Origin of the sequence: Desulforhopalus singaporensis (assembly GCF_900104445.1) — a bacterium.
GTDB classification, from domain to species: Bacteria; Desulfobacterota; Desulfobulbia; order Desulfobulbales; family Desulfocapsaceae; genus Desulforhopalus_A; species Desulforhopalus_A singaporensis.
This window is the reverse complement of the sequence record NZ_FNJI01000035.1, coordinates 1-26,991: the sequence shown is the minus strand read 5'-3', so window position 1 is coordinate 26,991 and position 26,991 is coordinate 1. Positions and strand designations below refer to the sequence as shown.

Below are 26,991 nucleotides of genomic sequence, written 5' to 3'. Positions count from 1 at the left end.
GGCAAATACCAGCCGACTATCAAACTGTAAAAACTTAGCATAGTCATTTATAAATTTACGGCAAGAGGTGGTGTCCATGGAACGTATTCAGATAGTGAGCACAGACATAACCAGGCTAAAGGTGGATGCGATTGTCAACGCGGCAAACAGCACCCTGTTGGGCGGCGGTGGTGTCGATGGCGCCATACACAGTGCAGCTGGACCGGAACTGCTCGAAGAATGCAGACAGTTGCACGGCTGCCCTACCGGTGAAGCCAAGATCACGGGCGGTTACAATCTACCGGCAAAATTTGTGATCCATACCGTCGGTCCGATATGGCAGGGTGGCGGCAAAAATGAAAGATCACTGCTTGCGTCATGCTACCGCAAGAGCCTGGAGTGCGGTGCCAAAAACGGCGTGAAGACCATCGCTTTTCCCGCCATCAGTTGCGGTGCTTACGGCTTTCCCGTTGCCACGGCCTGTGACATAGCAATGGATGAGGTTATCAGGTTTCTTGAAAATAATGATGCTATCACCACGGTCTTTTTTTCCTGTTTCTCACCGGTGGTAGAAAAAGAACTTATCAGGGCCAAAAATGAAAGAGAGGCTGCTTCATGAAAAACTCAATAACGGATATTTACAAAGGATGGACGATCTCGGTAGCGGCCAAAGACGAGCAGTGCTCCCAATTCACCTTTACCATCAGCAGCCCGTCAGGTCAGTCGCAATATGTCCCGATGGGCGGCATCACCAAGCAGCGTGCAATTGAAAGAGCAAGAGAAATGATCGATATGGAAATTTCTTTTGCAGGCGAAGATTGATGCAGGTAAAAAAGAGTTCTTCAACCGTCCACCCCGCATCTTTCCAGACAGGACAGACGCTGATACGGCACCGCCGTACGCGTTCAGCCGACCCGCCTCAGCCTTTTGTCTGCAAGTTCATAGACAAGATCCGCGGTTCTCTGTACCTGGTCCTGGTAGTGAGAGACGAGGAGGATGGTGCACTGGTCCTTCAGTTCGACGATAAGCTCTTCAAGCTTGCGGCACGCCTCTTGATCAAGAGAGGAGGTGGGCTCGTCAAGCAACAGTATTTTTGGCTCCAGCACCAGCGCCCTCGCCAGACAAAGGCGTTGCTGCTGGCCGCCGGAGAGATTGCGGGCATCACTTTTGAGGCGATCCTTCACCTCGGCAAAGAGATGGACCTGGGTCAACACCCGCTCGACCAACTCCGTCATCTCCTCTCCGTTTTTCCTGCCGGCCAGCATCAGCGGGAAGGTGATGTTTTTGTAGATGCTCATCGGCAGGGGGTTGGGTGCCTGGAAGACCATTCCCACGGAGCGCCGCAACGTCGCCAGAGGCATCTGCCGTTGGTAAATATCCACCAGGCCACCGCCAAGGTTCAACTGTATGGATCCGGTCAGCCTGCCGTCGCCCGTCTCCTCCCAGAGCCGGTTGAACAGGGATAAAAAGGTAGATTTCCCGGTACCGGACGGACCGGTAACCGCAATGATCTGCTTTTCCCGCCAACAGAGGCTGATATCTTCGAGGATGGGCCGGTTCCGGTAACGGAAACTGAGCTTGTCGATAATTATTTTGTCTTGCCTGTTCACAATCTACCTTCTGAAATGCCGGGAAAGAGTCTGTTGGGTGAAAAACGCCAGGAGAAACAATATCCCGCACAGCACCAGCAGGAGCATGGCCGCACCGAACCCCGTCTGCAACTCCTCTGCGTTGGTATATTGTGAAGAAATATAATAGATATAAAAGGGGAGCGCCTCAAATTGCTCAAAGAGCGAACGGGGGATGCCGGCGGAAGCGACGACGCCGGTCAGCATAATGACCGCGGTATCTTCCGCAGCCCGGCCCACGGCAAGGATGATACCGCCAAGAATGTCCGTCAGTTTACTCGGCAGCAGCACCTTGCAGATGTTCTGGAGTTTTGTCGCCCCCAGGGCTGGTGCCGTTTGTCGCAGGGATAACGGCACCGACTCAAGGGCAGTCTGGGTAGTACGGATCAGATAGGGAAGAATTAAAAAACAGAGCGCCAGGGCCGAAAGCAGCAGACAGGGACCGATTTTCCCGGGGAAAACCTTATGCAGAAGTATGGTGAGTGAAAACCCCGCCAGGCCAACGACAACCGACGGCAGACCGGCGAGGATGTCAAACAGGAGGCTGAGGCAGCTTTTCATCCTGTACCCTGCGTACTCAGCGAGATAGATCCCTGCAGCCATGCCCACAGGAACGGCGAGCAGGACGGCAATCAGGACAAGCAGAAAAGTGCCAGCCACAGCGGGAAAGAGTCCGTCGAAAACAGGATGGCGGAGGAAAATGGCATCGATCGGGGCAACATCGCCGAACAGCAGGGAAAGATGGAGCACCGCCCAGCTACGCATGACAATGTAGCCAAGGATTGCCGCAAGAGCCCCGGCCAAAACAGTAAACCCCGCCCAGGCAAGCAGTGGGACGCTTTTTTCAAGGAGAGTTCTCATCGATCCGATCCTGTCCGCAGGTGAACCAGCATCCGCAATCCTATGACGACCGCCATGGTGAATAGATAGAGGACAAGGCCGCAGGCAAAGATCGAGGCAAACTCCATGCTGGCAAAATCAGCCGCGATGACAAGGGCAATGTGGGCGGTAAGAGTCCTGGCGGAGTCGACAATGGATGTCGGCACGCCGATACTGTTGCCAGCCACCATTAGGCTGACGAGGGTGTCGCCCATTGCCCGTCCAAGCCCCATGATTACTCCGGAAACTATCGTCGGCCACCCTTGGGGAAGCTGCAGATAGAGCAGTCTCTGCACAGCAGTGGCCCCCAGGGCATCCGTTGCCCGGCAATAGGACTGATCTACCCCGCGCAATCCGTTGACGAAGAAAACAACCATGGTGGGAGCAATGAGCACCGCAAGTACCAGAGATGCGGTAAGAATATTCAACCCCGACCCTCGCGAGACATGTTCTCTGACGAGGGGGACGAGGAGAAAGATTGCTACGAATCCGTAGACCACGGTGGGTATCCCTGCCATTAACCGAACCATGGCCAGGACCCATCTTTGCATTGGCCGGGGGGCGAGCCCGGCGGCGAGAAAGGCGGTCCCCAGGCTCACCGGAAAACTTAAGGCCAGCGCCAGAAAAGATATCCGGATACTGCCGATGATCATCGGATAGATGCCATAGAGCTGCTGGCCGGGTTGCCACACCTGACTGAGCAGGGAAAAAAACTGCCCATCAACAAACAACGGCCGGCCAAGCTGAAACATCATCACCAGCACAGCTATGGTCAGCAGCCCGCAACCATAGGCGGCGAGCTGAAACAGAACTCCCATACGATCAAAAGAGTTTATTCAACCGAGATAAAGCCTTTTTCTTCCACGATTTTCCGTCCCTCAGGGCTATGCAGGAAATCGAAAAGAAGAGCGGCGAGTCCGCTCGGCTCACCCTTGGTGCAGGAATATAACCCCCTGGCGACCGGATATTTGCCGCTTTTCACGTTGTCGAGAGTCGGGGCAACACCATCAAGGCTCACCGGGGCAACAGATGCATCGATGTGACCAACCGAGACAAAACCGATCCCGTACGGATCGTTGGCGATCGCCGTCTTCATGGCACCGTTGGAAACAACCACATTGGCTTTTTTGCTGACCTCTGACTTTTTCAGCCCTTTTTTCCAAAATACCGATCGGGTCCCGCTGGCAGCATCCCGGTCATAAATATTAATCGACCGGTCCTTGCCGCCCAACTCCTTCCAGCTTGTTATGGTGCCGGCAAATATTCCCTGAAGCTGTTGCGTTGAAAGAGCGGTAACGGGGTTGTCGGGGTTTACCACGACACCTACGCCGTCTATCCCCCACTTGACCGGATGCAGATTGTATGTACCGATCTCCTGTTCCGTTGGTTTCCGTCCGGAATTGCCGATATCGATTATACTTTCACCAACCTGCTTTATTCCCACTCCGGAACCTCCTCCGGCAATAGTTATGCGAATGTCAGGGTTGGCGGTCATTATCAGTTTGGCCGCTTCCTTTATGACCGGAATATGGGCGGTACCTCCGGCGATCTTCAACGTACCTTTCTGGCCCGCGAACGGATCAAGAGCTCCCGACCATGCCGAATTTACCGACAATTGCAGCACAAGGACAACCAGCAATGACAATAATTTGTATTTTTTCATAATTTTCTCCATCGGTATCAGATTGTCTGAAAAGGTTATAATTCCTGGCAAGACCTGTTATTAGCACATGGTGACGCCGGCGGCCAATAGATTATCCCAATGAATCCTGATGTGTCCGATAGGAATTATGGATGAAAAAGACAACGCCGCCTTCGCACAGGAGTAGGGTTGCGAAGGCGGCGCTCTCACCAGTAATACTTCCGGAAGATTTGTGTTACCATACCCTGGCAACAGAACATCGTCAAGAAAAATATAATTATTTCATCACTTACTCGGGGGCCTGGGCATCGGCGGTCTTTGTGGAAGATCCAGTCTCGGCATCGGCCCTGGATCGGGGAGCTCCCCGTTACTCTGATTTCTAGCCTCCACGGCTTCACGCCAGACGTGCATTTTAGCTTCGTATTGAGCATGTGCCGCCATGACATCCTGGTCATATTTCTGCCACGCAAGCCGGGCCGCATAATCATCCTCAAACGGAACCGTGACGGGATCTGATTGAGCACTTGCCGTGACGGCTGCGGTCCATCCCCCCAAGATTATCACGATTGTCATCAAGATTCCTCCCAGGTACTGTCCCACTATTTTCAACTTGCCTGTAGAATTCATACCTTCCTCCTGTGGAATTGTTTACCTATCAAAATAATCCGGTTGAACTTATTATCACGGATTGGGACTTAAACCTAAATCGACAACGTGCTGCGGCCCTGCGGTTATGATTACCTTTTTAAAATTCGGTATATAATCAGGTGCTTCCGCCTGAATGTATACTTCTGCCGCGGCCCTGTTGAGAATTAAATATAAAACGGCTTTTCCTCCGCCATCGGTACTGCTTCTGTACGTCTTGTCAGAACCTTGAACTCTGGCCCAGACCTGTGCCGCGGCAATGGGCCCTACATAGTTTTTTCCCCTCCCATGGACGTAAACCATAACCTGAGCCACACTCCCTTTGTCATACTCACCCGAACTGTCAGATGGTTTCGGCGGTGGGCTGAATCTGTCAGCGACGTAATTGCATGCTCTTTGCGGCGTTGGGAGGCCACACTGGGGCCAGGCATCCGCCAATGCGATATCGATCATGGCTTCGCTCAACTTCTCTTTATAGACGATCATCGGCGGTTCGCCGGCTGGCTCATGAAGACATACGGAATTACGCCCGGACAGAAGCTGCCAATACCCCTTTTTAGGGGTCATCCGTGCAGCCCGGCTTGCCACTGCCTGGCGCGGCGGCAAAAGGATGCCTGCAAGTTTACCTGATTTAACGGCCCCAATCATTGCCGACGCGCTGATACTCCGGGGCGGACCGGCGCTCATTTGTCTCATGAGACTCTTCTGGGCACCAATATCGATTCGCGGGTCCATAATATCAGAAGTCTTCCAGGTACAGGCCGCATCAGCGGAACCTGAGAGGAGAAAGAAAAAGAATGCAACAAGACCGATTATCATGCGGTACTTTTCAAAACCTGAAATTGTTTTTCTCATTTTTTCCTCCCGCTCTGTTAGAATCCCTCGCTAAAATCCCCTTCATCCTGATTTGTGGAATACCTTGAATTGAGGCGAAACAAGTGCGATACCAATACTCACACTTGTCATTACCAATCTGATCCGGCGCTATCGCATGCGGAAACATCATCCGCCTTAATTTTACATTTTTTGTGTTTTTCCTTGTCCTGATACTTGTTGTAACAATCATTTAACCGATAATTCAGGTTGAATTTTTGCACGCAATAATCGAAAACTTCCCCCGCACCTCTGTTTTGTGTTTCCTGTTTTTTACAAGCTTTAAGATCTTTGCTTATATTATTTAAACATTTCGAAAGCTTAGGTGGATACGGGCGCATGCACGGGAAATACACTTCATTGTACTTATCCGCATTGCACGTCCTTTTGGGAATTGTCGCTATATAGCACCTGGGCATTGTCGGTATAACCCGGCAACTTTTCCATGCGTTTTGTAACGCACCAATCAATGCGGGCCTGTTTTTCGCAACACCGTCGCGAATTACAATTATCGGCGTCCTGGCGGCAGGCTGATCATAGCAGATTGAATTTTCATGGGGGGGAATAATTTTCCAGGAATACGTCCCCGCCTCTCTGGCCCTGAGTGCAGGCACTTTCATGGTGTGGCGGTAGATGCCCTCAATCTGTCCGCGCTTTACCGCACATAAAATTGCCGATGCGGATGCGGCCTCTTCACCACCGTGCTCAAACATAGCCATCAAAGCCGCCTGTGCGTGCCACTCAATTCTCTGATCAATAACGTCTTCTGTCCTCCAGCATTGTCCCGGCAACTGATCCATGCATAGCTGGTCAAACCCGGCACTATAAATCGCTGTCTTGAAAATGAGCAGGACCAGAGGTACGATAACAGCCAGAATGACCGATCTGTTTTTTCCCGAGTCACTTCGCATCTTATTCACCGATAATTTAGAATTATTACGATTTATTTTCACTTTGCGATCACGGCGATGTATCAACGGCAGTCTGAATCCTCCTTGACCTATATTTCCAACACATCTGCATATACTAATCTCCGTTCAATTTGCGCGCCCCTGAGCGATCTTTCCTGTTCATGCCCGCTGCCGCCGCCAAGAAATAATTCATACTCTCGTATTACAAGACGATAGCTCTGATCTTTTGGTTCCTCCAACAGCCTTACCTCACCTGTCCATGAATTGCTTCTGCCATCACGTTTGAGCTTAACCATGGTATTCGGCACCTCCACCCACCCCATAGCATCTCCGGCGTCAGTTGTTGACATTTCAAGAGTAACCTCAACAACTCCCCCGCCTTGAGGAGCAGCCGCTGCCTTTTTTGAAAATTTGGCGCCGGATATTGCGGACCCTTTTTTTAGTCGCTGTCCCGGTTGAATTGTTTCGCCCTTTGAACCAACATCCTGTCTTTGGACGTTTAGTTCCGGTGGTCCATACACGTCAACGCCAGATTCAACAAACGTAGGCCCTGTTACCATCACCTTCAGTATATTCCCGGATTGAAGCGTCACGCTTGCGAAACGATCCGGAGCCAGCTGGGCAAAATCCGCCAGTATCACACGAGACAGCTTCACATCCCCCGGTTTAAGGCCCTTCCAGGAAATGGAATTCGGCTGATATCGTGCAAGTGCCAATCGTATAAATGGAAAATATGACTGCCCGGGATCAATCTCTATATCGCAGAACCAGAGTTGACGGTCCTCGTCAAATCCAGTCAGATTATTGTTTGAATCCCATTCACCAACGATATAACCCGCAACCGCTACCGAAGAATCGGGCAATTCCTCCAAGGTAAGATCGGTTTCAGTTTTATGAACATTGCGGAAATTTTCCACCCCGGGAGTCCAGGGCCTGGGGGTGGGAGCCGAACGCCATATCGGATCCATCCCCCACTGGGTGACATACGGCTTTTTAAGGTTCATGTCAGTTTCCAGCTGCCTGCCTGTCAATCGAGATCGGCCCGGTTGGTCCAGTACAACACCTAGAAGTTCTCCTTCTCCGGAAGCAAACCAGGGCCGTTTCAGGTAAATCCTGAGCCCTCCGCCTACCCTTTTGCTGGTCACCTTCTTCTTTGCTCTGTTTCGTTCCCACCCAAAGGTAGGCAGTATATACTCGACCTCAGGTGCCGGCGGACGTGAAGAACTGAGAACATCGACAGTGACTGGTCTGGATTTCCGGATAAAACTTTTCTCTGGATATTTCCGGGTCCACTGATCGACGATGTCCCCTTGTCGTTTCGTCCGCTCACCACCTGCAAAGTAGTTTTCCTGAAATATTTTGTAGTCCCGGTAAAACGACAGGTATTCAAGATAGCGGGTGGTAGCCGATGCGACATAGGTAACGCGCCTATATCTGGTGTCGCCAAAATTATGACGTCCAATAGGCCGCCTGATGGTTTGACGCTTCAGGATTCCTTTATCTGCGCCTAAGTCGGGCCGTTGTAACTCCGTCGCTTTATCCTGTCGCTGTGCGCTGAAAATACTTTTCGATTTTACCGCGCTTCCGCGGGAAGATTTCTCTTTCTGTGTTGTTCCAGCACCCCGGAGATCTTTCAAGTTGACATTTATATCTTTTGAACCATCTGATTTCGATAAAGCGTAAGAACCGGATTTGTCCACCACTCCCAACCGTTTTGGATTTACCTGAGTGAACGATTTGGTTCCATCCGGACCGAAGCTGACTTCTGAATCCTCATATTTTACAGATATCTCAAACGCATGTCCCCTGGCATCTATGCGTCTGGGTCCTGCACCTCTGTCGTCAATCTCCCGCCAGCTGCCATGAACATCTATTCTGCCGGTGCTTTTCCCATCTACAGGAAAGGTATCCGCCAGGGTAGTCCACCCCTCATCCCTATTACGAAATGAAGCGAGAGAATTAAAGTCAGGTATGACCAGGGGCTGCTGAACCGCATGAACCAGGGTGATCTCCCTGTACGGCGTTATCATCCAGTGTACACCGGCCAGAACCCTGCTTCTCAACTGGCCGACATTTCCATCTTTTTTCATGGAGTTCCATAGTTCGAATTTATCCAGATCATTCTCGGATATGTACGAGCTCAGCCTCACTTTTCGGGTCTCTCCCGGCAGCAGGAATACATTCAACTCCCGCCCAGCCGGATCCCACTCAGGATTCTTCGGCTTCAAACATCCTGAAATTACAAACCGAAACGTTTTCAGATCCGGCCATAACGATTCCCTGCCAAAACTGATCTGATGAACGTGCCTGATTGTCGCCGATGGAGGCTCAATATTCCATGTTTCGGTTATGCCGTCACCGCTCTGGACAATGACGCTGTTGTCCAGAGTTCCATCGGTGGGTAAATTGGCAAAAGCAGCGCCTGTTGCTGCAGGATCCGGCAAATATGTAAGAGGCACAGCGGGTTGGTTATACACGCTGTCCTTATTGGGCAACGGGTTGTCGTGACTTATTATGGTGTTATACAAATCAGCTCGCGGCTGTCCTTTGTCGTTATCAAATTTACCGTGAAATTCCGCCAGGAGTTGAGCCGTTCCGGTCGGAGCGATGTGTCTTTGTGATTTTTCTTTCGACCCGGCTCCGTCCAGGGATGGATTGCTGTTATAGCTCCTGATCACCAGCCTCTCAATCGACTCGCCGCTTGACTTGTTCAGGGCGTTACGCGCAAGAACAACAGGTTGAGCGACAGGTTCGTATCGGCGGTAAGTATAATTTCCTGCTGTTACCAGCGAACTGTTCCGATCTTCGGAGGTCAGATCATTGGCTTCCGCCAGCGAGAGACTGTTTCCTGCAAGATCAACCGCACGCGCTCTGATTTTATACGATGCTCCAAACCGCAACCGGGGCAGGCTCCCTTTCAGGGCTTCAGCCTGTATGGCCAGATTCAGATCTTGCGCCGGTTTGCTTGTTTGCTCCACCGATTTATAATCACTGCTCAATGTCTTTCCAGGCCGAGGCGCTACAAGACTCCAGCCGGACCAGCGAAACAATGATTCATGTATATACAGATCATCGTCATCACCATCCCTGGATTGAGTGACCGCCAGCGATACCCAGCCATCATTGATCTCACCCGTCTCTTCCCAGCTCCCACTACCGTCAGCGTACATAAAAATAGTTTTTCTTCTGCACAGGGAACGCCACTGACTGGAGGTACCGTCAAAAACGTCGATGCGGTAGCCTCTCGTCAGGTCATCCGCCCAGAGTTCTGCGGCCTGCTCTTCGTCCGCCATCCTGGTTCTTGCCATCACCTTGGATTTTTCCTTTATATCAGCCTGGCCAGAAGAGGTGCTGAGCTTTTTTTGGGAAAAATATGGCTGTAACTTTGTTTGCTGCTTCGTAAAATATGTGTGGTACATGTGAGCCCGGCCGGTCCTGACAAGCGATATTCCTGCCGTCTGCAGTGCCGGCAACGGCGCTCTTTCATCCGTGTCGGAACTGCGGCTGACTGTTTCCTGGCTTAGTTTATCAGCAAGGTCCATGACCTTGCTGCCGGCGCCGGCTATATCCAGATGCTCCAGAGAATACTCACTCTTGTCCAGCTGCAGACACCGATTTTGGAGGTCACTATCCTTTTCAACCGCGACCGAAAAACTTAAACAGTCGACTGCACCGGGATTAAATGAATAGCGGGTCTTCGGTGCCTTCGTCTGCAGTTCTTCGGGATCGATCGTGACCCGCACAAATCCGTTTCCGGCGGGAGGATCTTCCAGCAGCACGATATCGATTGCCAGGCCGAGCCGCCTCATTAACGCGGGATATTGGCTATAGGCTGTTACCATCTGATGAAAATCCATCCGGATCGCCTGTACCTTGTCCTCCAAGGGTCGGCTGCGGCGCGGTATGGTAAATTTTTTCAACTGCATGAAATCTTCCCTTGCGTTGGCGGGCCGGGGGGGAATCGCTTTGAGCACGCCCAAATTGGGATCGGTAAACTGCCTTTCTATTTCGCCATCTATCTGGTCACGCAATTCCGACAGTCTCAGATCTTCCCTGGTAACGGTTCTCCCCAGGCGTCCGCTCTGCTCTTTCGCCATTTTCGCGTAGTTGCGCCGCTCACCTTTACGGGCAAAAACAGTTGGCTGCCCATCTACCGAGACTCTCGTCCTCGGCACCACGGAAATATCATTGAGCCTTAGATTCTTACTGTTCAACAGGCCGGTTTTGCGCGGCAGTCTTGTCGGAGAAGCTGCAGCAAACGTGCGGTATGATTTGTCGACAAGAGCTTTGATATTGGTTGCGGGAAACGAGTTTATCCTTCGTTGCGACAGATCTTCTACCTTAAAACTGTTCACGGTGGTTTCGGGTGGAAAAATCGACGACCACAACCTATGATCAGGGAGTCTTGGCTGCCCGGTTTTTGCTGTTTCTGCAAGCGGTAGCGACTCGATCTGAATTCCCGGATTGGAAAACAGCAGCTTGATAGTAATCTTCCAGTTGCCGTTGTCATCGACGAGGGTTCTTGGCCAATTGTGAAATAATGCAAATTCGCTTAAAGTTGCACCTCCCGAAAGTTGGGGAGCAACAAACAAGGTTGCTCTTGCTTTCCCGTTAACCCGGCCGTTCGGCAGTACGGTCCAAATTATTTCCGTATCCATCTCATTCCCCTCAGGCAAACGCTTCGCAGTAACTCGTCCAGGAGTCCTGGCTCATCATTTCACTAAATGGCAGGTAGGTGGGCTCCGAAAACTCTCGGCGGACATGCAGACTTACCGAAACACTGAAAAACACAATCTCTATTTCTACTGTCAGATTGCATTCCCCCCAGGTTTTATTCGTTTTCGTATCGTGGCTGAGAGTCATATAAAATTCTATGGAGAGCCTGACAATTCCGAGAACCGAGAGTTCACCGGACATTCTCAGGTATCCCGTAAGCTCACAGCCGTCGTCGTCGGCCAGGATGTATATACCGGCCATAACTTCCACACCGCCGCTTGCAACTCCGATATCCAGGGCACAGCTTGCGCCGAACTCAAAGGCCATCTCCAGTTGTTCGACCCCATCCAAACCAAGCGCCAACCCGACATAGCCTCCCCCTCCAAAACAGTAAATTGTAAGTAAAAACGGATTGTTTCTTTCACAAAAAGCAAACCGTAACCTCATCGGGTCACCCGAAAACGGGATGGTAATTCCTGCACTGAGTGAAATATTCTGCAGAGCCATCACCCCCGAGTTTATGACTGGGATGGCGAGATTAAAGCCCGCGGTTACCCCTGACGGAGTGACATCGATATTCACTCCGTCACTGGATAAAAATTTTGCGAGTTCGTTAACGTAACTCAGCGCACCTGCAAAACGCACATCGCGGATGACAGGATTGACTTCTGTTTTACAGCCGCTGAGCGAAATAAATTCAAAAGAAGCGAACTCGATCACGATAAACCTTGCGGCATCACCAAGATCAGCCAGCAGGTCGATGGAAAAATCCGTCAGAACACCGCGCATCGAAGACTCGGGAGGGTTGCCGTCAAGGCTGTTGACCATCAACACCTCCAGCTTGAATTTTGCTTTTCCCTTCAAGGTATTGAAAGTTTTTACCCGTGGTTCAAGAGGCGGTTCCCAAATCAACCTGGTTTCAATTGCCAGCAGTTCATCTTTTTTGTAAACGGGTCTGTTTTCCAGCCTGGGAGCATGGCTGCTGCTCATCTTAGTGCTGAACAGCTCAAATAATTTAATCCCTCCGAAAATCATCGCTTCATCTGCGACGCCTTTAAAATATTCTTCGGGATCAAAGGTACCGGCTCCAAAATCAGCAAGTATCGACGGTTCCTTCCCCTGTTCGGCGACATTTCCTCCGACCGGTCCCATCCTTCGTGAAAGGCCGGCAATGTTGATATTGGGAGTTGCCACCCCTCCCGACTGATCCGCATTAAAGATGAGCGGATTTGCACCAACCACCTGGGCATAAATCTCACCCTGGCCATTCTTCCCCTCAAAACCGTACTGCTCATAAAGTTTTGACATCTTGATGGTCGTCAGTTGACCGCCCGTCAAAGCCTCCACAGCCGGAATGCGGACTTGCGCATGGTCCATCACGGGGAAAAAAAGCGGACGGTCACCCGGCGCATCGCCACATTCAACCTGCTCTGCCGTGAAAGTGAAGGTGTGGGTGTCCAAAGTAGTCGCCATTGGATTGGCGCCGGTTATTTCCGCGAAAGCTACACGTTGTCCTCCCCACGCTCTTTTTCTTTTTTCCAGATGCTCATCCTTTTCATATTCATCACGGATTACCCTGGTCACAAACTGGCTGTTCTTGGCTTTTGACTGATCGAGGAATATCACCGGAGCTGTAAAATCGGACCTTACCCCGTTCCAGTCTTCACCCGTTAAGCTGAACAGGAACGGTTTTCCGGCAACATAGACCCAGAATGCCTGCCTGTCCGAACCGTCAATCTGGGTTTTCGCGGGCTTATCGAGACTGGGGGTTGTCAGGGTTGTAACGGTTATCTTTCTAAACGGATTCAGCCGGTCTTTTTTCCCGAATATCGGATAGTGCAGAACCGGCTCACGAACAACGATAAAGATCCTCTGATACAGGTAAGCAGCCACATTGCCTTTTAACGGACCTTCTTCCACGACCTTGAACTTGCGTTCCGTCACCTTTATAAGAGATGCCCGGTGGCCGAAGGGAAAAAGGTAGCCTTTATAGACAACCCGTACATAATGGTCCCTTCCCATGGTAGCACGGTGGCGCCACTCTTCCACATTCAGCCACACCCCCGGGCTGCATTCACCCCTTCCAGGTGTCGGGCACGAACCGCCTGATTCAGCGTTTTTCAGAAGAGCCGGGGATGTAATTTTTTTCTGAACGGTCGCAGTGCCTTTTTTCCTGGCATTGTGATCACAGGGGGGATCCCAGCTGCCCCTGCTGTTAAGCCAGGCGCCGTACGATGTCAACATCATTCGCCCTGCCCAGACCGGCAACGGGGTATATCCCCGTATACGAAAATCCGATGTTAGTGCGACAATTTCGTGCCGATCAAGAGCATCCAGACTGGTAAGAAAGGATTTTGTTCCGGCAGCCGGGACATTCTGCTGATCATAGTCAGGCGACCACACCGCCCGAAGGGTACGGTAATAGTCATTGTTTTCGTCAACATCCCCTTTTTCTCCGCGGACCGCAAGCCTTGTATGCCAGAGTTCAATACGGTCTCTGTGGCCTTTTACAGGTGCGGCGGAATGCGCCCAGGCAGCACCCTTATGTGGCGAGAGCCATAGCCGATACGGCATTTCAATAACCGTTTCAAGCGGCCCGGGCGGGCGGCCTTTTTCAGGTCCGCCGGGACGAAGGCTGAGTTTGCCTGCTTTCAGGTCGGTCTTTATGGTTTGCGGAACATCACTTTTTGCAGTCAGACCATAGGGCGCGACTCTTCCCTTGGTTTTTCCTGCCAGGGACCGGAATGATCTGATCGACAGATTATCATCTTTTTGCTCCGGAGGGGGCAGCGCAGTAGGCGGCACCCTCACGGCATATTTCCCGCATACCTCAAGCAGGTCTGTCAAGGAATAAGGGATAGTCCGGACTTCTTCCGGAACAATAAAGACCAATCTGCTGGGTCCGGAAATGCGTGACTGGATCGGCGGCCCTTTAGCGGGATCGCTGCTTGTCTCTTCCTCAAACAATGTTTCTTCAAGTATGCTCTGCGGAGGAAACTGTATGGCTATATAAGCTTTGGAACCTGTGTTTTTTCGAATCAACCTTGTTCTTTTTTGCGGATCCAACCTCAAATTATAAAAGTGAAAGGTTAGGCAGAGAAAATCTTCAGCGCGCAAAACGGGCACTGTAAGATCGGGAGAGACCAAACCTTGCTGGTGTACCGGCACTATTTTCCGAACCGGAACCGGTTTTGCGGGTTTGTTTCCAGGTGAAACCCGGGGCTTGGATTCTTTTAAACTGCGAACGGTGGATTTTTCGGCCGGTTTCTGTTTTCTTCTCTGTGGCCCTGAGGTTTTTCTTATCGGTTTCGTGATTTGCAGGGTTGATGAAGCAACAAGGAGCAACGGATTGTACTGCTTTCCCGGATGGCCGTGGCCGGTATTGAATGCCCCATAATTGAGCTCGGCAGCCCCGGGAATAATATCTTTTTCACGGTGTAGGCGGTCATCCCCGATGATATTTGCGGCAGCAGAGTCCCCGGACAGCAAGATCATTCCGTTATCAAATGAAACCCAGGTATCGCCATGGAAAACCATGGGGCCAGTAACTGCGTCGGGCATTTTGGTGAACACTTTAATCAAGGCCGGTTCACATCGATGGTGAAAAATTTCTTTATTGCGAATAATTAATTCAAAGGGAGGGACACCTTCTGCGTAGCCGGCTTCCATGATATAGCCATCATGATCGAGCAAAGATCGTGAACGGCCTATCCGACCGCTGATTATCGTTTCTGGATTAAACTCATTAAACGTTGTGGCAAAAACCACATCGGTCAATGGAATTTTATAATCCGAACCGTCAACGGCCTTCAGGGATTTGCCGGGCAGGTAACTGATCGTGGAAAAATCACTACTGTCAAATGCAATTATCGCCGCTGACAAGCCTGACAAGTTGCTGTCTCCCAACTCCAGGGCAAGATGGTTAAAACTCTCTACAGACGTCTGTATAATGTTATATGGGGACTTCGGCAGCAATGATGACAAATGCCATTGTCTTTCCCCTCTTGCAAAAAGAAAAATCGAGCGTCGGGCAGGAGTATTTGCAAAAACACTCGGCTCAGAGTCACCTACAATTTTGATTTTTGCAACTTTTGAAACCACATCCCATTCTCTGCAACCAATACCTATCTCACCGTCGCCAACAACCTCCATCTGCCAGTTCGGACTAAATTTCAGCAGACAATCACCGGTAATGGATAAAGCCAGGGTATCACAGAGCTGGCCCAACACCCTGTACGAAGAGACAGGGCAGAGTGCCGGCTCAGTCCCAAGCAGCCACTCAGTCAACGAAATTGTCGCCTTGAAAGGAAAACCTTTAAAGATCAACGTCAGGCGCCAGTCAAAAAGTTCCCGCCTGAGCACACAGGTAAAGTCGGCTGAAATATTTGTCCCGGGAATCAACGATCCGATCAGTTCCAGGGTTATCCGGTTGCTATTTCGTTTGGTTTTAAGCCTGGGGGTCCCGCTGAAACGGCTGGTATCGATAACCCAGGCGGCAACAGAACCAATTTTGAAGATTGCCAGGTTGTCAGATGTTACGATCCTGACACCATATTGTGAAAGTGTTGAAGAAAAACTGCTGACGGGTGTATTTGAGGTTATAGCAGCCGCACTAAAACATTTGAGGAAATCACGCCGGGATAGCGACACAGGTTGGATCGGCCTAGGAAAATTCAATCGACCGAAGGAAACCATTGAACGAAGGTTGAGGTTGTTTGATTCCACGTCCAAAGCCCCCTCCCGGTATTAAATCGATTATTATTGATTAAAACCTCAAGAGACAGACAAAAAATAAAGCAAATAAAATCTATACATTACGATATATTTATCTTGTAGAGTTACACTACATCCCTTGCGCATTGTTATGTTCAAATATTTTTATAGTTAGTATAAGCATATCATGTTGACAGGGGTGAATGAAGGGTAAAACTTGGATCAAGTCGAACCTATCCCTATCGAAATCCGCAACAATTAACGGTCTTACAGTCCTCTTACCGTCACCTGCAACACAGAAAGGCCGAAAAAACAAATAATAACAATATTGCTATAGACTCTTACCCATCCCAATTCCCGGAAAGTGATCAACTCTTTTTTCTTTTCTGGCACTCAGCGCCGGAACCTTCAGAAAACTATCACCTGAACTGGATTGAACAATGAACAGGAATGGTTACTGTTTTCATCTCTATCTTAAGCGATTACAACCTGCGCGATACCCCACATGGCTGCAGCGACCAATGGTTTTTCGCAGCTGCTGAACCAATCATCATAAACGGAGATATCATGTACACCATCTATACCATTCCCGGATCTTGCTCCACAGGCATTACCGTACTGCTTGAAAAACTACAGCTTGCCTATACTCCGGTTAAACGTGAAGACGTAACGAATTATCGTGAAATCGTACCGACCAACCAGGTTCCGGCATTGAGATTGGCCGATGGCCAGATCATCACCGAGGGAGCCGCTATAGCTCTTTATCTTCTTGAGAAACACAATTCACCGATGCTTCCCTCCGAGCTTTCCCGCAAGGCTGAATTTCTCAGATGGTTAATGTTTGACTATGCGACGCTTCATCCCGCCTATGGAAGAATGTTTGCCATTCAGAACCGTACCAGGATGGATGAACAGGAAAGAGTGAACGTGCTGCAACAGCTCGCTTCATCTGTCTCCGGTTTATGGACGATTCTTGACAGGGAACTGGAAAAAAAGGAGTTCATCACCGGAGATAAACCGACAATTGTTGATTATCTGGCAACTATTTACTCAAGTTGGGGGAAATCTTTCCCGGGAATCGATATCCTGCTTGAAAAAAATGTGCAGCGACTGGTGAAGGCGGTATCCGCCCTTCCCGAATTTCAGGCCGGTTACAAGAGAGAAAATATAGAATTTAAATAGCCAGATTCATCAAATACCATCACCCAGGTATCAACTGACACAGCGGCGCTTCATGTGAAAACCGGGTCCATATTCAGGGAGTGATCCGCTGAGAATCCGTCATGCGGATCCGGTGACCCGGATCCGCATTGGTGCGCAAAAAGGTTGGATCGGCAGTTTGTTTACAACCCTACTCTCTCTATTGCTGGAATTCAGCTTTTATGGAGCGTAGAAACGACCATGCCATAAAGATCATCAATATCATGAACGGAAACGAGAAGATGAATGACACCGTCTGCACCGCCTTGAGCCCGCCAGTCATAAGAAGGGCAATGGCGACTCCGCTGCATAGCGCACCCCATATTACCTTGAGGGCATTTTTCGGGTTTAGGTCTCCTCCCGAGCTCATAACGCCGACAATGTAAGTGGCGGAATCGGCGGAAGTGATGAAAAAGATACAGATAATAGCCATGGTGACAAGCGACAGCAGCGAGGTAAAAGGCAGGTATTCGTACAGTTGAAAAATCGCTGCCGGAGCATCCGCCAAGGCTGCCGCGGCAATTCCCGGACTCTGTGCCATGTTCATCTCCAGGTTGAGAGCGGTTCCGCCGAGAATGCTGAACCAGATCGCACACAACAGAGTCGGAGCCAGCAGCGCGCCGAAAACAAATTCCCTGATGGTACGCCCTCTGGAAATACGGGCGATAAACGCTCCGACAAACGGTGCCCATACCAGCCACCAGGCCCAGTAGAAAATTGTCCAGCTTCCCATCCAGTCATACCCCACATGCTCTTCGACCACCTTGGTGGTATCGAGGAAAAAGCTGAATTTGACTATGGTCTGGAAGTAGGCGCCCAACGCTTCAAAAAGCGACTCCAGGATATAGTTGGTCGGTCCGCAAAATAAAATAAGCGCCATAAGGCCAAAAGCCATGACCATATTTATATTGCTCAGCCATTTGATTCCCTTATTAACTCCGGTTACGGCGGAAACAACAAAAAGCACGGTGATGATTACAATAAGAATGATCGACACCACGGTGGTATTGGGAATACCGTACACCTTGTTCAGGCCGGTGGTGACCTGCATGGCCCCCATGCCCAGTGAGTTGGCAACGCCGAACAGCGTGACGACAACGGCCAGGCAGTCGATCGACTTGCCAAGAAGCCCCTTGACATGCTTCTCACCCACCAGCGGCTCGACGGTCCAGCTGAGCAGCCCCGGCTTATCCTTGCGGAACTGGAAATACCCCATGACCAGGCCGACGATTACATATCCGGACCATGGATGCAGTCCCCAGTGAAAAAAAGCAATCCGCATGGCGTCTGCCGCAGCCTGAGCCGATTTCGGCTCGGCATAGGGAGGGGTCGAGTAGTGGAACATCGGTTCGGCGACCCCCCAGAAAACCAGGCCGATACCCATTCCCGCAGCAAAAAGCATGGCAAACCAACTGAGAATTCCGAACTCGGGCTCTTCATCATCTTTTCCCAACCGAATCTTGCCGAATCGGGTCATTGCCATGACAAATGAAAAAACGACAAATCCGGCCATCACCAACAGGTAGGCCCAGCCAAAATTCGCGATAAAAAAGTTGAAGATTTTTGAAAAAACATCTTTCACGGTGTCCGCTGAGATAAGCGTTGCCACAATAAAAAATGAACAGATCAGCGCCGAACCTATACTGATTGTCTTGTCAATTTTCATGGGTTCCTGGTGTTGCATCGTGCCTTCTCCTTGCTGCTTTTTGCAAAACGTTATGGTTTTTGTTCCTTCCACAGGCCTTTTTACCGGCCCGGATCATTGCCTGTTTTTCCTGCCGCCCAATTGACTGTTTTTTTCAAACCTCCCTTTACAATGCTCAAGCTTTTCAATGTTGAGTCTGACAATTCGTTGTTGCCAACAGCTCAGTCAACAACGAATTATTTCTCATACATTCATTGTGATGATTGGTTTTAACAACACCACCTGTCCCGATGTTTGCGGCCATAGCCTCAAAGACTTTCAGGGCATATTTTTTACCAGGAAGTCACCTTCTACAACAAGCCGTGGTTGTTTCTTTTTGGTGGTGCGGAGTTGCCGCAAAATATCAGAAAGGCAGAGGCAGTTTTGCCGTTCTGCCGCCGTCGACGACCAGCACCTGGCCGGTCAGAAAGGTTGATAGCTCAGAGGCCAGAAAGACGGCAACCCCGCCAATGTCCGCGGGCTCACCGGTTCGCCTTACCGGGTGCATTGCATAAAGATCCTTCCAGGCCTGCTCAACATCCTGTTGTGCATTGATATAGTCATTGCTCAGGTCCGAATTAATCCAGCCGGGGGCAATGGCATTACAGCGAATCCCATCGACGCCGAGATCGACAGCCATCGCCCGCGTAAATCCATGAACCCCTGCTTTTGAGCCACAATAAGCGATATGATAAGGGTTGGCGCCGATGCCCTCGATAGAGCCGATATTGATGATGCTGCCCCCGCCCCGCTGCCGCATCTGCGGCAACAGGGCCTTGGCTAAAAATACCGGTGCGCGCAGATTCACCGCCATCATACGGTCCCAGTTTTCTTCAGTCATCTCCTCCAAAGATTGTTCAAACATGAATCCGGCATTGTTGACGAGGATATCTGCGCCGCCAAAGGCCTCTTTTACCGCTTCGGCGATGGTGTATGGAGCTTCCTGTCGGCTGAGGTCCGCATGTGCATAGGCAACATGCTCGTTTTCGGCAAGTTCTGTATCGAGGGGCTGCCGCTGGGCTACCAGCACCCAGGCACCCGCTTCCAGCAGTTTTTCAGTGATGCCCCTGCCTATACCGCGACCGCCACCGGTAACCACGGCTACTTTGTCATGTAAGTTTATCATTTCCGTCCTCACCCTGAAACCGGTTTTGCACCGGTGACTTCTACCGTTTCTCCAGCGATATAGCGTGCCTTATCCGAAGCAAGAAAAGCTATAACATCTGCAATATCATCGGGTTCCGCAATACGGCCCAGGGGCACCGTCTTGTTCAGTTCTTCAATCGCCTTGTCGGGGTCCAGGCCACGCCGTTCGAATCCGGTGCGAATCATCGGGGTGTTGATCTCGTGGGGACAGACCGCATTGACCCTGATCCCCAGGGGCGCGCAGTCACGGCCTAGATTTTTGGTAAGTGCGGCAACGGCACCCTTGCTGGTGCAGTATGCGACATGCCCGGGACCGGGGTAGGTTCCCCAGACCGAAGAAGTGTTAACGATGCTGCCCCCGCCCCGCTGTTTCATATGGGGTAAGACGGCACGACTCAGGAAGAAGACCGCATTGAGGTTGACATCCATTGCGGTAAACCACATCTCATCGGTAGTTTCCTCGATGGTGCCCCGGGGAATGATTCCGGCGTTGTTGAGCAGGATGTCCACCCCGCCGAATTTTTCTGCGGCGGTGGCAATCAGCTGCTCACAGTACTGTTTTTCCCGCAGATTCCCAGCCAGATATTGCGCATCGGCACCGAGGCTTCTTGCTTCTTCCGCGACATCCCGGCAACTTTCCTCATTGATATCGGAAATCATGATCCTGGCTCCACTTGCGGCAAAAAGACGCACCAGAGCTTTCCCCACGCCACCGGCACCGCCGGTTATGACCACCACTTTATCCTTGAACTCCATGTTTCGTTTTTCCTCCATAAATCATTTTCACCATCAATTTATGCGTTACAACCGTTTTTTCGGCCCACTTCACTCAACAAACCAGGACTCAACTGTCAAACCTCTCTTTGGGTGCGGCTTGATTCTTCCAATGTCCTGTGGCTGCCTACTCTTTGCAGCGATTACTCCTCGTCGGGCTCCTTCCCCTGTATACCTCTCAGAAGAGCGCCCTGGGTAACGACACCGACGCAATTGCCTGACTCCATGATCCTGATGAATTTCGCACCGGTGCTGACCATGACGTCTATCAGCGAGTCCAGGTCTTCATCCGCAGAAGACTCCGGACATCCGTTGAGATCTGCCTCCGGGTATTTTTTCTGAAAATAACCGATACTCCACATCACGGTGTGGGCATAGACGAGATGGAGCCTGGAGATGCCGGCGACAAAATCGGCAACATATTTGTCCGCCGGTTTGGTCACGATATCTTCGGGGGTCCCTATCTGCACCAGCACGCCATCTTTCATTATGGCGATTCGATGACCGATGCGGATCGCTTCATCCAGATCGTGGGTTATGAAGAGGGTCGTCTTTTTCATTTTGACGGATAACTCGAGAAACTGGTCCTGAAGCTGTCTGCGGATAAGCGGGTCCAGCGCACTGAACGGTTCGTCCATCAGCAGAATATGCGGATCGGCAGCCAATGCTCTTGCCAGTCCCACCCGCTGCTGCATACCGCCGGAGAGTTCATCGGGATAACTTGCCCCCCATTTTTCCAACTTGACGATCTCCAGGGCCCTTTCCGCAATCCGGTTGCGCTCTTTTCTGTCGACGCCCCGCAACTCCAGGGAAAAAGCGACATTCTGCCGAACGCTTTTATGGGGAAGGAGCGCCATGTTCTGGAAGACCATGCCTATCTTTTCCGCGCGTGTTCTCCTCAATTCAGCCCGATTCATTGCGGTAATATCGTTGCCCTCGATGAATACGGTGCCGGCGGTGGGATCGATCAACCTGTTCACATGCCGGACAAGAGTGGATTTACCGCTGCCGGAAAGGCCCATTATGCAGAAAATTTCACCTTCTCCTACACTGAAACTGGCATCGACGACGCCCACACCGCCCCCGAACCGCTCGAGGACTTCCTCCTTGCCGATATTCTCCTTTTTTATGGCTTCCATCGCTTCCGCACCACGATCGCCATAAATTTTCCATAGGTTTCTACATTCTATGACAGGGTTGGAGTTTGCTGATTCACTCGACCTGCCGGTCAACAGAGTTTCTGGCTGCTTTTCCACAACGACCCTCTTCCGTATGAAATTATTTTGCTACCGCAGAAGCTTCCTGGATCCAATGGTCAAATGTTGATTGATGTGCTGCTATCCATTCATTGGCGTGGTTGTCGATATCCTGGAGGGACTTTTCGCCGTTGCGAATTTTAAGATTCTGTGCGGCAATATCGTCGATCGGGATCTTCGCCAGTTCAAAAAATTTCTCTGCAGCCGGATTTTTCTTCAGGAATTTGTTATTGGCAAAGACATGGATAGAATTGACAGAAAACCCGAGATTTTTACCATCCGGAGTGGTGGTGTCAGCATTTTCCTGGCCCTTAGGCAGGTCGGTATGGGTCACCTCAAGCCAGACCACGTCCTGTCCCGGAACAAGGACGCCGCCGACCCACTGAGGAGACCAGGTGTAGTACAGAATGGATTCTCCGGCTTTGTACCTGGCAATGGTGTCGGCTATGAGGGCAAAATATGAACCCTGGTTATGGTTGACGGTCTTCCTCAGTTTGTACGCATCAAGATGGTGCTCGATGGTCCGTTCACATCCCCACCCTGGATTACAACCAGTCAAGTCTGCGGTTCCGTCTCCGTTGGAATCAAATAGTTTAGCCAGCTCCGGGTCGGCAAGATCGTTTATGGTTTTTATATTGTATTTTTCTGCAGTCTTCTTGTCGATCAGATATCCCTGGACCGCACCCTCGACGAGAGTTCCAACCCGGGTAACCACATCCGCTCCACCGACTTTCTCATAGAAATTGTTGTGCAGCGGAATCCACGAGTTGGCGTTATAGTCGGCATCGCCCTGCGCTACAGCCATATGCATTGACGTAACTTCCAGCTCCAGGGGCGTTTTCACCTCATATCCCAGCTGTTCGAGTCCCTTGTCCACTATCAGTAGCTGAAACAGTTCCTCTACAATGCCGTTATAACAGGGCTGCACGCTCTTGCCTTTCCCGACCATATCGGCAAAGACCAGGGTAGTACAAAGGCTTACCAGACTTATGGCCACCGCCGCAGATTTCAGCGTTTTGTTAAGTAAGCCTGACTTGAAGATCTCCTTTTTCATTTTGCTCCTCCTGGGTAATGATTAATAAGAACACGTTGTTGCCCGACTGCTCTATTGATTCACTTCACCGGCACACATGGTGCGCCGGATTACGGATATGAAAGATGTGTGGTAACGGCTGGTTGAATCATTGTGCGGCTGCCGCGTCAGTCAATGGATATCGTTGGTCGTTGCATCCTTGACCTTGTCCCGCAACTTTATCAACAGGTGTACCGGTCCCTTCTGGTACCAGAAGCGAGTACCCCGCATTCGCGGCGACAGTCCCATTCCCTGGGTAACCCGGTCAAGGGCTATGGCCATCAGGACGATGCCTAACCCGCCTATGGCCGCCTGGCCGATATCGAGCCGGCCGATCCCCCTGAGGACCATCTGACCAAGTCCTCCCACGGCAATCATCGACGCTACGACAACCATTGACAGAGAGAGCATCAGGGTCTGGTTGATGCCGGTCATGATCGTCCGGAGCGCCAGCGGAATTTTGATTTTGACCATGACCTGTCTCTCCGAAGCGCCAAAGGCATACGCAGCCTCGATAACATCAGACGGCACCTGGTGTATGCCGAGAATAGTGAGGCGGACAAGGGGAGGAAGGGCAAAAACGATTGTTACTATGATGCCGGGCACGTTACCTACACCAAAAAGCATGACGACAGGAATAAGATAAACAAAGGCGGGGGTTGTCTGCATCGCGTCAAGCACCGGCCGCACGGCAGCCTCCATTTTGCTGCTCCTTGAAAGCAAAATCCCCATGGGAAGACCGATTATGATACAGAAAACAACGGAAGTGATGACCAGCGCCAGGGTGGTCATGGCTTGGGACCAGGCTCCGACCAGACCAACAGTAACCATTGAGATCAGGACGAAAACGGTGGTTTTCCTATCCGCGAACTGCCAGCTGACAAACCATCCCAGGATAAGCAGAATAACTTCTGGGGTATTCTGGAGCAGATGTTCGATGGTGACAAGGGCAAAATCGATGGGAGCACGAATCAACTGAAAGAACCATCGGTAATTTCCCACAAGCCAATTCAACAGTTCATCGACCCATATATCCAGAGGTAAGTGGATCAGCTCCAGCGGGTTCAGAATATTATGCCAAATTGAAACGTTCAACTCTACCATGATACTCTCCTTTTTGGTTGGGCTACCCTGCAGATACAATCAGCGCCATCGCCGGTGTAGTATTTTAGCGGTTAATAAAGCAACTTGCGTGCCAAGGGGGGAGATTCACCTGGAAATTCCTGGCAAGGAACCGGCGATACAATTAATATTTCGTATGTATGACAAAGTGTTAGCAAAAAAAATACAGGAAAAACCAGGATTGCTCATACTAAAATTCTGTAATACGACAAAAAACAAAAAGCAAAAAAATGACATGTTTTGCAGCAAAATATGTCATTTTTTTTCGTCAAAACTGTGCCTTTTTTGCTCTTGAAGGCGTATTGCAGCCGCTTTATAACACCCTACACCTGCTCATGGGCGGTCATGGCCACCAACAAAGCGATGCATTTTTATGTCAGGCACAAAAGACACACCAACCTGCATCCAGGGTTTTACTTTGCACATTCTGCCATCTACGGCGCAACGGAACAAACGATTACGGCGTCGCAGGAGATGGCCACCGCCTTCCACTGTTCCTGCTTACCGGTTGCATCCGGGTCGTTGAGAAAATCGACAGCAGCGATACAGGATCGTCTTACCCCCGCAGGTATTTTCCGTCTATTTTTTTTGCCAGGAGATAATTGGTCAAATCTGTTTTCATCTCCGCCGGAATCCGGGGCTGCTCGTATGCAGTCAGCATCTGGTCTTTTTTGCGGTCTATGTTGGCAAGAATCATTTCCCCGTGCGATTTTTCCCCGCGCCTGCCCCTGACGCCTATCTCTGGAGTCCACACCTCTGAACGGCATAGTTTTGCGGTATGCATTGAAGTCATGAATTCACCGCCAGGCCCTGCGTCGTTGATCAGATCGACGACAAGGGTCTCGTCATTGATTGTTACCCCCTCCCTGATTCGTTTCACCAGGGATATCACCTCCAGGTCGACGATAAATTTGTCAACCGACATGGATTTGACACTGTCAAGGGCTCCTGCTGCCAGAATCACCATATTTACATTGGCGTTTGAGCAGGCGGACAACAGCATCATGCTTTCATAGCCGCTCTGTACGCAGACCTGGGTGGCGTCGCTGGACCCTCCTCCGCTACGGCATGGAAGCCCGTACTCCTTGGCCAGTTTTGCTCCCAGAGAAATGGACAGGACGTGTTCGGGCGACCCCACCACGAACGCGCCGGAGCGCATATCCGCCGACGTGGACTGGTTGCCGTACGCCACAGGGACCCCTTCGCGTATCATCTGCGTAACGGCGATGCCCGCCAGCGTTTCGGCATTACTCAGGGCTATCATGCCGGCCAGGGTAATGGGTGCGGTAAACCCGGCCATGGCTGCCGGGGTAATAAAAACCGGTTGTCCGTGGGAAACATAGGCTATCAGCGTATCCAGCGCATTTCTGTCCATCTGGAGAGGACTCAGGGTGTTGACGATGGTCATCATTCTCGGCGTTTTCAGCAACTCATCCTCACCGCCAAAGACTATTTTTAACATGTCCATCAACATCCCCATCTGCACCGCATTCCCCTCCATGCCGATAAGAGCTTTGTCCGAATGGGTAATGGTGTTGTAAAGCATCACCGGAGCGTTGTATCTGCTGTTCAGATCGGATGGTTCAACCAGGATGCCGCCGTTCACGTTGAAATGTTCACTCTGGTGCACCAGTTTTACAAACTGAATATAATCGTCAAGGGTCGCGTTTCTGCTCTTTCCGCTGCGCTCTATCATATACGGAGCCCCATAACCCGCCGCGACCTCCATATGATCGCCACCCAGCGTAATGTCATAGATGGGATTTCTGGCGCGGACGGTAAAAGATGCGGGAGCCTTTTTGACCCACTCCATCAGCTGTTGTTCTTTAAAGAACGCGGTATCGCCTGCAACCCTGATCCCTTTTTCCCGGAGTAAATCAATGATATCCGGATGCTGGAACCGCATACCGCTCTTTTCCAGTATCTCCATGGACGAATTGTGGATCTTTTGCAGATCATTGTTCATTTTGTTTATCTCCGTTATCTAGAATTATTGATCCGGCTCCAAGAGTGTACTGCAGACCCTGAAATAATCGGGCAAAAGGTGGTTGCGGGAAGAGGCCCCCGCAAAAAGCCGGGGGCCTCTTATGGCTGGGAGGAACCGGAGAACAAAGAGTGTGTTATCGCCGCAGCCATTTCTTTTCAAGGTCCATAAGGGCGCCCACCTTCTCGGGCTCAAGGGGCGGAACCTCATGGGTCTGCTCGATCTCAAGCACCTTTTTGTTGAGCGCGCCCATCAGGTCCTGGCCCTCCTTGTTACCCATCGACGGCCTGGTAAAGTAGGTCGGCGACCAGAAATTACGGAAATGGGCCAAGGTGTGTCTCGATGTCAGGTAGTTGCCGCCGGCACCAACCGAGTCGATCACGTCCATGGCGAACGTTTCCGGGCTCAGGTGGATACCGCGCATGAAATGCTTCACGTGGTCGATCACCTCGTCACAGAAGAGGATGGTGGCCGGATCGACCAGGCTGGCCTGGTCGAGCAGACCGACGTCATGAACCAGGTTGGCACCGGTCAGGACCGCGAGCAGACAGGACATGCCGATTTCCGCCGCCCCCTGCTCGTCGAGCACCACGGTGTCGGTCATTCCCGCCGTACCCCAGAACGGCAGTTCAAAATAGTTGGCGATATCGGCAAGAGCCGCGCACTGGAGGTAAATCTCCGGGCCGGCATAGACGCAGACGGTGGACTTCATGTCCATAACCGTCGCCACGCCGCCGTACAGAAATGGCGACCCGGGTCTGGTCAGC

Annotated in this window: 20 protein-coding genes; 3 read left to right on the top strand and 17 right to left on the bottom strand. The window is 51.0% G+C overall.

The genetic code is table 11. The annotated features are described in order from the left end of the window. The first annotated feature begins 76 nt into the window (after positions 1-76). Both BLQ17_RS18350 and BLQ17_RS18345 read left to right on the top strand, forming a co-directional pair. Complete coding sequence (locus BLQ17_RS18350) at positions 77-598, top strand: O-acetyl-ADP-ribose deacetylase (RefSeq protein WP_092225522.1); 522 nt, start codon at positions 77-79, stop codon at positions 596-598. After that, entirely contained in the window at positions 595-801 is a 207-nt protein-coding gene (locus BLQ17_RS18345; RefSeq protein ID WP_092225520.1) for a hypothetical protein, read from the top strand. The genes BLQ17_RS18350 and BLQ17_RS18345 overlap by 4 nt, the downstream gene beginning before the upstream one ends. A gap of 83 nt (positions 802-884) precedes the next feature. Here the strand turns inward: BLQ17_RS18345 and BLQ17_RS18340 are convergent, their stop codons facing one another. The 9 genes from BLQ17_RS18340 to BLQ17_RS18300 all read right to left on the bottom strand — a co-directional run bounded on the left by BLQ17_RS18340 (position 885) and on the right by BLQ17_RS18300 (position 15,998). Beyond that, positions 885-1,589 carry a phosphate ABC transporter ATP-binding protein gene (locus BLQ17_RS18340; RefSeq protein ID WP_092225518.1) on the bottom strand — a complete coding sequence of 235 codons (705 nt, stop codon included), beginning with the start codon at positions 1,587-1,589 and terminating at the stop codon, positions 885-887. A gap of 3 nt (positions 1,590-1,592) precedes the next feature. Next, on the bottom strand, positions 1,593-2,468 hold the full coding sequence (locus BLQ17_RS18335; protein ID WP_092225516.1) for a PstA family ABC transporter permease: 876 nt from the start codon (positions 2,466-2,468) through the stop codon (positions 1,593-1,595). After that, entirely contained in the window at positions 2,465-3,304 is an 840-nt protein-coding gene (locus BLQ17_RS18330) for a PstC family ABC transporter permease (RefSeq protein WP_092225514.1), read from the bottom strand. Before BLQ17_RS18330 ends, BLQ17_RS18335 begins: the two co-directional genes overlap by 4 nt. Before the next feature lie 14 nt (positions 3,305-3,318). Beyond that, positions 3,319-4,149, bottom strand: a complete 831-nt coding sequence (locus tag BLQ17_RS18325; RefSeq protein WP_092225557.1) for a phosphate ABC transporter substrate-binding protein — start codon at positions 4,147-4,149, stop codon at positions 3,319-3,321. A gap of 264 nt (positions 4,150-4,413) precedes the next feature. Then, positions 4,414-4,755 (bottom strand): hypothetical protein, encoded by a 342-nt coding sequence (locus tag BLQ17_RS18320; RefSeq protein ID WP_092225512.1) that lies wholly within the window; start codon positions 4,753-4,755, stop codon positions 4,414-4,416. Between the two features lie 54 nt (positions 4,756-4,809). Further along, complete coding sequence (locus tag BLQ17_RS18315) at positions 4,810-5,628, bottom strand: hypothetical protein (RefSeq protein ID WP_092225510.1); 819 nt, start codon at positions 5,626-5,628, stop codon at positions 4,810-4,812. 110 nt (positions 5,629-5,738) lie between these two features. Further along, positions 5,739-6,557, bottom strand: coding sequence for a hypothetical protein (locus BLQ17_RS18310; protein ID WP_143005546.1), 819 nt, complete (start codon positions 6,555-6,557; stop codon positions 5,739-5,741). Positions 6,558-6,646: 89 nt separating this feature from the next. Beyond that, positions 6,647-11,215: a hypothetical protein gene (locus BLQ17_RS18305; RefSeq protein WP_092225506.1), complete on the bottom strand. Its 4,569-nt coding sequence runs from the start codon at positions 11,213-11,215 to the stop codon at positions 6,647-6,649. 10 nt (positions 11,216-11,225) lie between these two features. Beyond that, entirely contained in the window at positions 11,226-15,998 is a 4,773-nt protein-coding gene (locus tag BLQ17_RS18300; RefSeq protein ID WP_143005545.1) for a hypothetical protein, read from the bottom strand. Between the two features lie 438 nt (positions 15,999-16,436). Between BLQ17_RS18300 and BLQ17_RS18295 the strand changes: the two genes are divergently transcribed. Then, positions 16,437-17,168 (top strand): glutathione S-transferase family protein, encoded by a 732-nt coding sequence (locus BLQ17_RS18295; protein WP_092225502.1) that lies wholly within the window; start codon positions 16,437-16,439, stop codon positions 17,166-17,168. Between the two features lie 178 nt (positions 17,169-17,346). Here BLQ17_RS18295 and BLQ17_RS18290 read toward each other — a convergent pair whose 3' ends face one another. The 8 genes from BLQ17_RS18290 to BLQ17_RS18255 form a co-directional block, all read right to left on the bottom strand. Then, a complete protein-coding gene (locus tag BLQ17_RS18290; RefSeq protein ID WP_092225500.1) occupies positions 17,347-18,870 on the bottom strand; it encodes a BCCT family transporter in 1,524 nt (507 codons plus the stop codon). Between the two features lie 364 nt (positions 18,871-19,234). Continuing rightward, entirely contained in the window at positions 19,235-19,996 is a 762-nt protein-coding gene (locus BLQ17_RS18285; RefSeq protein ID WP_092225498.1) for an SDR family NAD(P)-dependent oxidoreductase, read from the bottom strand. An 8-nt stretch (positions 19,997-20,004) separates the two neighbouring features. Continuing rightward, entirely contained in the window at positions 20,005-20,772 is a 768-nt protein-coding gene (locus BLQ17_RS18280; protein WP_092225556.1) for an SDR family NAD(P)-dependent oxidoreductase, read from the bottom strand. A gap of 161 nt (positions 20,773-20,933) precedes the next feature. Then, positions 20,934-22,046 carry a quaternary amine ABC transporter ATP-binding protein gene (locus BLQ17_RS18275; protein WP_218121839.1) on the bottom strand — a complete coding sequence of 371 codons (1,113 nt, stop codon included), beginning with the start codon at positions 22,044-22,046 and terminating at the stop codon, positions 20,934-20,936. Between the two features lie 22 nt (positions 22,047-22,068). Further along, a complete protein-coding gene (gene proX / locus BLQ17_RS18270) occupies positions 22,069-23,100 on the bottom strand; it encodes a glycine betaine/L-proline ABC transporter substrate-binding protein ProX (RefSeq protein WP_092225495.1) in 1,032 nt (343 codons plus the stop codon). 150 nt (positions 23,101-23,250) lie between these two features. Beyond that, positions 23,251-24,222: an ABC transporter permease subunit gene (locus BLQ17_RS18265; RefSeq protein ID WP_092225493.1), complete on the bottom strand. Its 972-nt coding sequence runs from the start codon at positions 24,220-24,222 to the stop codon at positions 23,251-23,253. 574 nt (positions 24,223-24,796) lie between these two features. Continuing rightward, the gene (locus tag BLQ17_RS18260) at positions 24,797-26,206 is read right to left on the bottom strand and encodes a trimethylamine methyltransferase family protein (RefSeq protein WP_092225491.1); all 1,410 of its coding nucleotides are present in this window, start codon (positions 26,204-26,206) and stop codon (positions 24,797-24,799) included. A gap of 154 nt (positions 26,207-26,360) precedes the next feature. Next, the coding region (locus tag BLQ17_RS18255; RefSeq protein WP_176761308.1) for a trimethylamine methyltransferase family protein at positions 26,361-26,991 on the bottom strand (631 nt) is incomplete at its 5' end.